The following is a 10,127-nucleotide window of genomic DNA, read 5'->3' as shown; positions in this document are numbered from 1 at the left end:
CCACGTACGGTTTCAATCAGTGAAATGCGTCTGTTCAGTTACAAGCGGTCCGAGCGACAAAGAGCCTTTCAGCTCAAAGCCCCAATCAAGGCTCTTCTTGCGAACCCAGACCTGCGCGGTTTCATTCAGCGGAATTGCGCAGACATCCGCGACAATCAGTTTCTGTGCTTCATGCCAGAGCTGAAGCTGCTTATCCGGATCCACTTCTGACCGTGCCGTAACAATCTGCTCATCAGCAGCCGCACAATGACTGAAATTGGTCACCGCAGTCGGTTTGCCGACAATGCTGTCTGAATGATAGAATTGTGTGAGGTAATAATCCGCGACCGGAAAACGTGCGGCGCCATACATCACAATCGGGCTGAGATCCTTGCGGATCATCTGGTGCCAGGTCGCATGTTCCACCGGTTCCAGTTCCAGCTTGATACCCGCTTTGGCAACCTGTGCCTGCAACATCTGTGCCGACTGCTCCAGACTTGGCAGCTGGCTGGACAGCATTTTAATCGTTACGCCGTCCGGATAGCCTGCTTCGGCCAGCAGGGCCTTGGCTTTTTCCGTATCATTGGAGACAACGCCAGCCTCATTCGTATAACCAAGATTATTACTCGGAATGACCGATTTCACTTCACGGGTGAATTCCTTGCCGCGGAACTGCGCCATCTGTCCGGCATTGACCGCATAGGCAAGCGCCTGTCTGACACGGATATCGTCAAACGGTTTTTTGGTGCGGTTTACATGAAGCAGGGTCAGTTCGGCCGGATCGAAAATATCAACCACGGATTCCGGTACTTCCCGTGTCCGCGCCAGCCATTTCTGATCTGTGGTGCCGGCGGAGACATCAATCTCACCGGAGATAAAGGCCAGATCGCGTGCGGAAGCGGCATTCAGAAAGCGATAGATGATTTTCTCAAGCTTCGGCTTGCCACGGAAATAGCCATCATGGGCTTTGAACTCGATGGAAACACTAGGCTCAATTTTTTCCAGTGAGAAAGGCCCGAAACCAACCGGACGACGCTGAAACTCGTCGCCGCGCTCCTCATAGGCTTTTTTACTCAGGATAAAGCCGCCGGAATAATTCGACACCAGTCCGAGCAGACTAGGCACCGCTTTGGCAAGCGTGATCTTCACCGTATAGGGATCAACCGCTTCGACAGATTTCAGAGCAGCATAATCAGTCGCGAAAGCTGATGTTTCCGGTTTCCCAGCTTTATTGAGGGAGAACACGACATCATCGGCCGTTACCTCGCCATAACCCTGCTGAAACTGTACGCCTTTGCGCAAATGGAATGTCCATTCCATTTTATCTGCTGAATGCTCCCATTTTTCAGCAAGATCAGGCTCAATTGTTGAAGGATCGGTGCTGCCGGGTGCAAAGCGCACCAGTCCGCCGAAAATCCATGCAACCAGTGTGCGATCCGATGTCGAATTGGCAAAATGCGGATCAAGCTTGCCGACATCTGCTGCCGCAGCCCCTAAAACGAGTTCTGTTTTAGCTGCAAAAGCCGGTACGGATACCAGTGCCGAACAGGCCATAAAGGCTGCCAGTGCGCCGGTTTTTAAAACTATTCTGTACATATTATGCTCCTCCTCTTTTATTTTATAATTTGTCTGCTCAAAGCAGCGTGCACGGGGGTAAATCCTGCCTGCGGAAAATCCGCAAAAGCCTGAAGCAAAAGCTGCTGATCATCGGGGGTGATATACGCCGCATTAATCCGCCGGAATTTCGTGACAATATCCGCATAGCCAAGCGGATTGGCCACATCTCCGCGTGGATGCAGCACTTCCATGATCTCAATGCCCTGCCCCTGATCCAGCGAGACACGCGCCGGTGTTGATTTTGGAAAAGCCGAAGCAAAATCCGGAGTGGCTTCAAGCGTAATCCCCTCCGCCAGCGCCAGTATTTCAGGGGCGGCCAGCATATCCGGATTAACCGGCTGCAATGCAGCTTCGCCTTTCAAGGCTGCCAAGGCACAGCTGAAATAAAAACTATATTGCCCGCCTTCGAGTGTTTGCGGCGCACGCTCATTGGACAGGCGTAAACCCTGCGGAAATGTTTCAATTTTCAGTGAAAGCACCGGCAGCTCCGGCTTACGCATTGCCAAAATAGCATCGACAGCTGCATGCATATACCGGCAGCACGCATAGGGTTTGAGATAACACTGCACCAGCCACCATTGCTGACCATGGTCAGACAGCAATATTGCAGGGTCATATTTTTCTGCATTATCCAGCAAATCGCGGGGGCCTGTAGCACCGGCGACAGCGCGATAGGCAGCGGTAATCCCTGCTACAACCGCAGGCGGGATCATTTCTTTCACCGTCGTGCCCTGATAGCGTGAAGTACCGGACGGATAACCGATTGGCCCTTCCGCACCGGCAATCGCCAATGCATGAGCCATGGCCGGAGCACTCAGTTTTAAAAGCCGTCCTGCGGCAGCGGCCGCACCATAGCCAACCCAGCGCCCGCTATTATAACTGTCAATCGCGGCGGTTGGTCTGGAGGTGGCAATGCGCAGCGCAATATCGTAGCCAAGCGCAATCGCGTCATAAATATCCTCATCGGCACTGCCCAAAACTTCAGCCACGGCCAAAGCCGCCGGAATAACACCGGCACCGGCATGACCAGCAGCACCGCGATGGCCGTCATCAATATCCAGCGCACTCGCCGCCGCACTATTCGCCTGAGCGGCACCGGTAACGGAGGACTTTTCTCCGGAGAGCCAGAGGGTTGCTGCACTTCCCCCGTAAGCATGAATTGCCGTATAACGCGCCGCTTTTGCCAGATCAGATGTAAAGCCTGCGCCGGTTGCCGCAACCAGATCCAGAACCAGCAACCGGATGCGTTCTTTCACGTCTGCAGGCAATTGTCCCTGCGGATGTTCCGCAGCAAAAGCAGCAAGTTTATCGATGATATGCATTGAATAAATGCCCCGTTCTCATTGCATTTCGTTATGCGGATTGCCGGATATAATGCCCGTCGGATGCTCTCGCCCATCGGCTGACCGGCGGGCTGTAATCAAGCGGCTTCAGCGGGCTGCGTGGTTTCTCCTTATCGGCAGCGGTTATAATGCGCTCTTTTCTCTGTGCCGGATGCGTGACCGGAATCGCGGATAGCAAGCGCTGCGTATAAGGGTGAACCGGATTGGCGATGACATCTTTCTTGGCGCCGATCTCTACGATCTCGCCAAAATACATGACTGCAACGCGGTCACAGATTTTCTCGACCGCTGCCATGTCATGGCTGATAAAGAGATAGGAAACGCCAAACTCCTGCTGCAGATCAATCATCAGATCAATGATCTGTCCTTTGATCGCCACGTCGAGAGCGGAAACCGCTTCATCCGCGATAATCAGTTTCGGTGACATCGCGAGTGCGCGGGCAATACAGATACGCTGCCTTTGCCCGCCGGAAAATTCGTGCGGCAGGCTGGCAGCGCGGCGCGGATCAAGCCCCACTCTTTCCAGCAGCCAGTGCATTTTCTCCCGTGCCTCTTTACGCTGTGCAAGATTATGCACAGTCATAGGCTCCATGATTGCGGAACCAATGGTTTGTCTGGCATTCAGGGAGCCGAACGGATCCTGAAAAATCATCTGCACATCGCGGTGCAGAGCCGAAAGACTTTTGGGGTCTTTATAATCGATTTCCCGTCCGGAAAGCTGAATTCGGCCTGCATGAACGGGAGCGAGATCAATAATTGCTTTGCCGATCGTTGATTTTCCTGAACCGGATTCCCCGACAAGCCCCAGTGTCTCGCCTTTGCCGATTGCGAAGGAAACATTTTCCACCGCATGAACATTGCCGGTCAGTCTGCTGAGAAGACCGGAGCGCACCGGAAAGCGCACGCAAAGATCATTGACCGTAATCACCGGAGCATCTTTTGTGTCGCTTGAGCCTTCAGTCAGCGGCAGTTCCTGCAAAACTTCCAATGACTCGACCTGTTTCACCGATCGTCCGACAAGGCTTGGCGCTGCTGCAATCAGCGTGCGGGTATAGTCATCTTTCGGGTTCGAAAATATCTCGTGAACTTCGCCCCGTTCAATTTCGCGCCCTTTTTGCATCACCAGCACATGATCTGCCATTTCAGCAACCACACCCATGTCATGGGTAATGAACAAAATGGCTGTGCCGGTTTCACGCTGCAATTCCCGCAGCAAATCCAGAATTTGTGCCTGAACCGTCACATCCAGCGCCGTTGTCGGCTCATCAGCAATAATCAGTTTCGGGCTACAGGCCAGTGCCATGGCAATCATGACACGCTGGCGCATACCGCCGGAAAATGTATGCGGATATTGTTTCATGCGTGTTTCAGGGTCAGGTATCCGCACCTTGCGCAGCATCTCCAGCACAGTCTCACGCAAGGCCGCTCCTTTCAGCCCGCGATGCAACCGGATAACCTCTGCCAGCTGATCGCCGATCCGCTGCACCGGATTGAGCGATGTCATCGGCTCCTGAAATATCATGCTGATCTGACGGCCGCGAATACTGCGCATCCGGTCTTCTGAAAGACCAAGCAATTCCGTATCCCCGAGCCGGACAGAACCTGTTGCATGGCCGGTTGCTTCGGGTAGCAGTCCCATAACAGCAAGCGAGGTTACACTCTTACCGGAGCCGGATTCACCGACAAGCGCCAGTGTTTTTCCTGCTTCAATCTCAAAATTAAGGCCATGAACAACGGGAACGGCACCAAAAGAGATATGCAAATCCCTGATAGACAAAATGGAATTATTCTTCATCACGATGCATCCTTCAAACGGGGATCAATCGCATCACGCAGCCCGTCACCGATCAGGTTAAACGCAAGCACCAGCAGCAGAATTGCCAGACTTGGAAACAAAGCCAGATGGAAAGCATTGAGAATATTGTCGAAACCTTCACGCACCATGCCGCCCCATGTCGGAGTTGGCGGGGCAAGACCCAGCCCGATAAAAGCCAGCGATGCTTCAGTACGCACAGCCGTTGCCATCCAGAGGGATGTCATCACCATCACTTCGGGCAGAATGGCGGGAAGAATATGCCGGAACAGAATACGTGGTCCTGAAAACCCCATTGAACGACCGGCCTGCACATATTCACGATCACGCTGGGTCAGCACCGCCGCGCGGGCAATGCGTGCAAAGGCGGGCGTGGCAGTAAAGGCAATCGCAATAATAATATTGGTCAGTGTCGCCCCCATGAGCGCCACCAGTGCCAGTCCGAGGATGAGCGAAGGAAAGGCCAGCACCACATCCATGATCTGCATGCAGATAATATCTGTGCGTCCGCCGAGATATCCGGCAAGCATACCAATCAGCGAGCCGATAATGGTTGCGGCAGCAATCGCCAGCAGACCAATGGTCAGGCTGTAACGGGCGCCCCAAAGCAAGCGGGAGAGAATATCCCGCCCGAAATTATCCGTGCCAAACCAGTTCTCAGAACTCGGCGGCATCAGTTGTTTGAAAATATCCTGCTCTGCCGGATCGTAAGGTGCAAGAAGCGGTGCAAATATTGCAGCACCGATCAGCAGCACAACAACAAAAATGCCGATCCATGTCGAGATACCGAGCCTGCGCAGAAACGGTATGACAGAACTGAAGGCTGTCTTTTCGTAAGATGTGGAAATTGTGCTCATTTGTACTGAATCCTCGGATCAAGCAGGCCATAGGTCAGGTCTGTCACAAGGTTCACGATGACAACCATGAAGGTGTAGACCACAATCATGCCCTGCAGCAGTGTGTAGTCACGCTGGGTCAGAGCCGACAAGATCAGCTTGCCAAGCCCCGGACGGGAAAACACGATTTCTGTCAGAACCGAATTGCCGATCAGAATGCCGAGATAGAGACCCACAACCGTTGCAATCGGCACGAGACAATTGCCAAGCGCATGTTTCCAAACCACGCTATATTGCGATGCACCTTTAGCGCGGGCAGTGCGCACATAGTCCTGACTGAGGACTTCCAGCATGGCAGAACGTGTCACACGGGTGATGTAAGTCATCATAATCAGGGCAAGAGACAGTGTCGGCAGCGCCATCTGGCGCAAACGCTCCAGAATATCTCCCGAGCCGCCGGCGCTGATAACCGGAAACCATTTCAGCTGAATAGCAAACACCATCAGCAACAGAATGGCGGCAACAAAAGCAGGCAGGGACAGGCCGAGCAATGAGATGAAGCGGATAATGTAATCCGGCATTTTATTGCGTTTTACAGCCGCCCATACACCGGCCGGAACACCGAGGATGAGACCCAGTGCCAGTGCCGCAATGGTCAGTTCGAGCGTATAAGGTAAAACATTGAGAATTTCCGCCGAGACCGGTCTGCCGGTAATCATGGAGTTCCCCAGATCACCTTGCAAAGCATCCCAGAGAAAGCTGCCATATTGAACCAAAACCGGCTTATCCAGTCCAAGTTTCTGGTGCACCGCAGCAATACTGGCAGGGCTGGCCTGATCGCCAAGCAAAACCAGAGCAGGGTCTCCGGGCAATATCCGTACAAGCAAAAACACCAGCGTTAATACGCTGAAAAGAGTTATGGCGGCAAAGCCAAGTCTCCTCGTCACAAAAGACAGCATCTCCCCTCCGAGATTCCCGTCACCGTGAAAGCAGCAAATATTTTTCTGTTCCCATCCGGCTGTTTCAGCCGCGGGTTATGCCTGTCAATTCATGGTCACGATTTATGTGTTCTCCTGCCTGTAATGACAGCTAAAAAATTTGTTTGTGTCAATCTATTTCTTTTAATGGAATTATTATTTATAATTATTCCGATTATTGGAATATGAGATTCTTTATGACGACAAATAATTCATCTTCAAATGCCTCACGGGCTTTGGATATTTTGCTATTGCTCGGCGATTATGGTGAAGACGGTGCTGCGCTTGCCGAAATCGCCAAATCCCTGAATGTCGCCAAATCGGCAGCCCACAGAACTCTGATGGCGCTGACAGAACAGGGCTTTGCGGAACCTGCAGAGCGCTATGGTCATTACCGGCTGGGCTCGGCTATTTTCCTGCTGGCTCAGCGCCAACAACGGCTCACGCCGCAAATTCAGAAGCTGCAACCCGGCATGACTGAATTCACCAAAAAAACCGGATATACGACCTATATTATAGCACAATCGGGCTTTGATGCAGTATGTGCTGAAATGATAAGCCGTTCCATTCTGCCGCAACAGCAATTCGGCATCGGCGAAAGAATGCCTTTAGGGATTGCGGCAGGCAGTGTTGCTTTGATGGCCACTTTGCCGGAAGGTGAGCGCGAAGCAATTTTACAGGCAAATACAGAGCGTTACACGCAATATCCTGCCGTGCGCCATGTGGATGTGGATGTCGTAAAACAACAAGTTAATGAGACACTTGCGCGGGGTTACGCGGTTAATATGGGTTATTACCTGCCGGGTGTCGGCGGTCTGGGTTTGCCTTTGCCAAAACCAAACCCGTTCCGCGTCAATGTTGCTATTTCTTTCAACATCCCGTTGGAAAATATGAAGCCTGATGTGATGGACAATCTCATTGATCAGCTCAAAGAATGTTTGAATGTAACGAACTGATTGCTACTTTTTTAAAGCCCGCTCTGCCTCAAACTTTCTCTGCATGTTGGCGGGCTTTTTCAAGCCAGCGCCGGTCATTTTCCTGTTGCGGTTCGGCAGCCGGTCTTGTGATCCACTCGAACGGCGGTAAATCTGCGAAAATCGTATCCTTGGTGTTTTTGATACGCTCCTGTTGCAGTCGTTGCTGAAAGCGCTTCATCATATTGGAAAAAGCACTTGCCGTATAACCAAGATCCGCAGCGAGAATCTTGGCCGCAGTGCCACGCTCCAGTTCCGCACAGGCATAATTAAACCGGATTGTCTCAAGCCAGTGCCGGTAACTCATACCCAGCTCATTTTGAAATTGACGTGCAATGGTCTTTGGGGTGCTCGCTGCTTTTTTAGCAAGTTGCGCAAGAGACAATGTTTTTGACAAGTCCTGCATAATCTCTCTGCACAACACTGCCAGCTTTTCGCCGGCAGGCATCGGAACTGTGCAGGAAACGCGCTGTGCCGAAGCAATTTCTCCGCGTAATAATTGCAAAATTGCCTGTTCACGTTTGATATTCCGCTGATTTTTATGAAAGTTCAGCGTCTCAACAAGCAAAGCACGCATCAGAGGCGGCATTTCAATAACACGGCAATCCAGCAGTTCCAGTTCCGCACCGTTCTGTAACAGCAGAGAAGTAATATTAGTATCTGTCAGCATGGTGACTTCGTGCTCGCAATAGGGCGGCAGCCACATGGCACGGTAAGGAGGGATAATAAAATTGCCGTGTCTGGTAATAACACTGACAACACCGGAGCTCGCATAAAGCAATTGTCCGAACGGATGCATATGATTTTCAATGACCAGCCCGCGGCTGAAATTGCGCACGAGCGGCGCAAAACATATTACATCGCCCGCCACAACATTATCCGTTGTTTGCAAGGCACTTCTCCCGTTTTTATTCTGCGTTCCACTTTTTGTGACCGTTAACCGGCCGCTTTTGTTGTCCTGTTAGCGCAATCGAATGTCCGTTTCGCAATAGCAGAACAACTCGCATCAATCCCCCGCATCGTCGGATAGTACACCGCGATTGCCGCTGGCAACAAGACAGAATCTCTCCGCTTTCTGCATCTGACGCCACGGCACATTCTGAGTATTCGGGAGGATTTTAAAATGACGATTACCCGCAAAGAGCTGTTCCGGCTCGGGGCTGCTGGTCTGGCAACAGCTGTTGCCACCGGCCGCAGTTCCGCCGCATCAGCCACAAAACCGGCCGAAGCAAAGACCGGTGCGAAGGCAGATCCGTCTCGCGCAACACTGATCCGCAATGCGGATATTCTTACAATGGATAAAAAACTCGGTGAGCTGAAAGCCACCGATGTTCTTATCAGGAACGGTAGAATAGTTGCCATTGCTAAGGGTATGAAAGTTGATGATGCGGAAATCATCGATGCAACCGGTAAAATTCTGATGCCCGGCATGATCGACGGTCACCGTCATGTCTGGCAGATCATGAATGCCGGCACTCTGGTAAAAACCCATGCCGCAAAATACGATCATTACCAGACCTGGAAAGAGCGCACCGTCGTTTGTATGACACCGGAAGATTTTCATCTGGCGGGATATGTCGGTGGTTTGCTGGCGATTGATTCAGGCGTAACCAGTGTGGTTGACTACGCCCATGGTCAGCACAATCGTGAGAAAGCCTTTGCCGGTGCACGCGGATTGATTGAATCCGGTGTCGGCGGAACTTTCTGCTATCAGGTTGCCCATGATCCCACCTATGGTCCGGGCGATACGATTTCGCTTGCAGAGGCTTCGGCTCAGCGTCTTGCCCCGCCTACAGATGCGCATTTCGAAACTGCCAGAATGCTGCGCGATGAACTGTTTTCCGCAAGCGACAGTCCGATCCGCTTTGGTATTGCCTCCAGTAACGGACTGGGACGCCACACTATGCGGCAAACAAAATCAGAGTTCGACCGCGCCCGTGCGCTTGAGCCCTATCTGATTGCACTGCACATTCATAAACAAAACCCCATGCCTCCGGAAGGTATCTACCGCAACATCGCCGATCTGCATAAAGCCGGTTTACTGGGGCCAGAAATTCACGTCTCCCACGGCGTACAGATGACCGATGAAGAAATTATCATGCTGCGGGATACAGGTGGCATGTTATGCGCAACGGTTATGGGTGAATTTCCTTATATTGCCCCTGCAATTCATGGCAAAGCACGTCAAATGGGACTGCCATCCGGTATCGGTATCGATGTTAATCTGGCTTTGACTCAAGACTATTTCGAGCATGTGCGTGCCGCGTTATGGAATATGCAACGCTCGGAAGAATATGCCCGTATTGCCCGTGAATATGAGCCAGCCGATCTGCTGGATTATGCAACCGGCTCCGGTGCCGCCGCCATCCGCATGGGTGACATGACCGGCACAATCAGTGTCGGCAAACAGGCTGATCTCGTTTTGCTGAGCACCAACCGTTACGGCTTCGCCATCGCCGGAACTCTGGCTGACCGCGTGCTCAATTTTGCAGCCATGCAGGACATTGACAGTGTGTGGGCAGCGGGTCGTGCAGTAAAACGTAATGGCATTATGTCCGGTGTGGACTAGGCAGCAGCACAAAAACAAA

8 protein-coding genes are annotated in these 10,127 nt (G+C 52.1%); 2 read left to right on the top strand and 6 right to left on the bottom strand.

Annotated elements, in window-relative coordinates:
• Positions 1-12: 12 nt before the first annotated feature.
• Genes A918_RS0116100 through A918_RS0116080 form a run of 5 tightly spaced genes read right to left on the bottom strand, consistent with a single transcriptional unit; the run spans position 13 to position 6,547 of the window.
• A complete protein-coding gene (locus A918_RS0116100; protein WP_022712048.1) occupies positions 13-1,575 on the bottom strand; it encodes an ABC transporter substrate-binding protein in 1,563 nt (520 codons plus the stop codon).
• Positions 1,576-1,592: 17 nt separating this feature from the next.
• On the bottom strand, positions 1,593-2,918 hold the full coding sequence (locus A918_RS0116095; RefSeq protein WP_022712047.1) for an MmgE/PrpD family protein: 1,326 nt from the start codon (positions 2,916-2,918) through the stop codon (positions 1,593-1,595).
• 31 nt (positions 2,919-2,949) lie between these two features.
• Complete coding sequence (locus tag A918_RS0116090; RefSeq protein WP_022712046.1) at positions 2,950-4,734, bottom strand: ABC transporter ATP-binding protein; 1,785 nt, start codon at positions 4,732-4,734, stop codon at positions 2,950-2,952.
• Positions 4,734-5,609, bottom strand: a complete 876-nt coding sequence (locus A918_RS0116085; RefSeq protein WP_022712045.1) for an ABC transporter permease — start codon at positions 5,607-5,609, stop codon at positions 4,734-4,736. The genes A918_RS0116090 and A918_RS0116085 overlap by 1 nt, the downstream gene beginning before the upstream one ends.
• Positions 5,606-6,547, bottom strand: coding sequence for an ABC transporter permease (locus tag A918_RS0116080; protein WP_022712044.1), 942 nt, complete (start codon positions 6,545-6,547; stop codon positions 5,606-5,608). Before A918_RS0116080 ends, A918_RS0116085 begins: the two co-directional genes overlap by 4 nt.
• Positions 6,548-6,762: 215 nt before the next feature.
• Here A918_RS0116080 and A918_RS0116075 point away from each other — a divergent pair, with 215 nt between their 5' ends.
• Positions 6,763-7,521 (top strand): IclR family transcriptional regulator, encoded by a 759-nt coding sequence (locus A918_RS0116075; RefSeq protein WP_028233892.1) that lies wholly within the window; start codon positions 6,763-6,765, stop codon positions 7,519-7,521.
• Between the two features lie 28 nt (positions 7,522-7,549).
• Here A918_RS0116075 and A918_RS0116070 read toward each other — a convergent pair whose 3' ends face one another.
• Positions 7,550-8,431 (bottom strand): helix-turn-helix transcriptional regulator, encoded by an 882-nt coding sequence (locus A918_RS0116070; protein WP_022712042.1) that lies wholly within the window; start codon positions 8,429-8,431, stop codon positions 7,550-7,552.
• Positions 8,432-8,662: 231 nt separating this feature from the next.
• Here A918_RS0116070 and A918_RS20790 point away from each other — a divergent pair, with 231 nt between their 5' ends.
• Positions 8,663-10,108 (top strand): amidohydrolase family protein, encoded by a 1,446-nt coding sequence (locus tag A918_RS20790; RefSeq protein WP_198013306.1) that lies wholly within the window; start codon positions 8,663-8,665, stop codon positions 10,106-10,108.
• Positions 10,109-10,127: the final 19 nt, after the last annotated feature.

Source organism: Pseudochrobactrum sp. AO18b, from assembly GCF_000409565.1.
GTDB lineage: Bacteria > Pseudomonadota > Alphaproteobacteria > Rhizobiales > Rhizobiaceae > Pseudochrobactrum > Pseudochrobactrum saccharolyticum.
Note: the sequence above shows the minus strand (reverse complement) of the source record. Positions and strands in the feature narration are given on the sequence as shown.

What these genes read in the sequence shown, in the direction of transcription:
- A918_RS0116080 (WP_022712044.1), bottom strand. Translation starts at nt 6,547, where the DNA reads ATGCTGTCTTTTGTGACGAGGAGACTTGGCTTTGCCGCCATAACTCTT.
- A918_RS20790 (WP_198013306.1), top strand. Translation starts at nt 8,663, where the DNA reads ATGACGATTACCCGCAAAGAGCTGTTCCGGCTCGGGGCTGCTGGTCTG.
- A918_RS0116095 (WP_022712047.1), bottom strand. Translation starts at nt 2,918, where the DNA reads ATGCATATCATCGATAAACTTGCTGCTTTTGCTGCGGAACATCCGCAG.
- A918_RS0116075 (WP_028233892.1), top strand. Translation starts at nt 6,763, where the DNA reads ATGACGACAAATAATTCATCTTCAAATGCCTCACGGGCTTTGGATATT.
- A918_RS0116085 (WP_022712045.1), bottom strand. Translation starts at nt 5,609, where the DNA reads ATGAGCACAATTTCCACATCTTACGAAAAGACAGCCTTCAGTTCTGTC.
- A918_RS0116100 (WP_022712048.1), bottom strand. Translation starts at nt 1,575, where the DNA reads ATGTACAGAATAGTTTTAAAAACCGGCGCACTGGCAGCCTTTATGGCC.
- A918_RS0116090 (WP_022712046.1), bottom strand. Translation starts at nt 4,734, where the DNA reads ATGAAGAATAATTCCATTTTGTCTATCAGGGATTTGCATATCTCTTTT.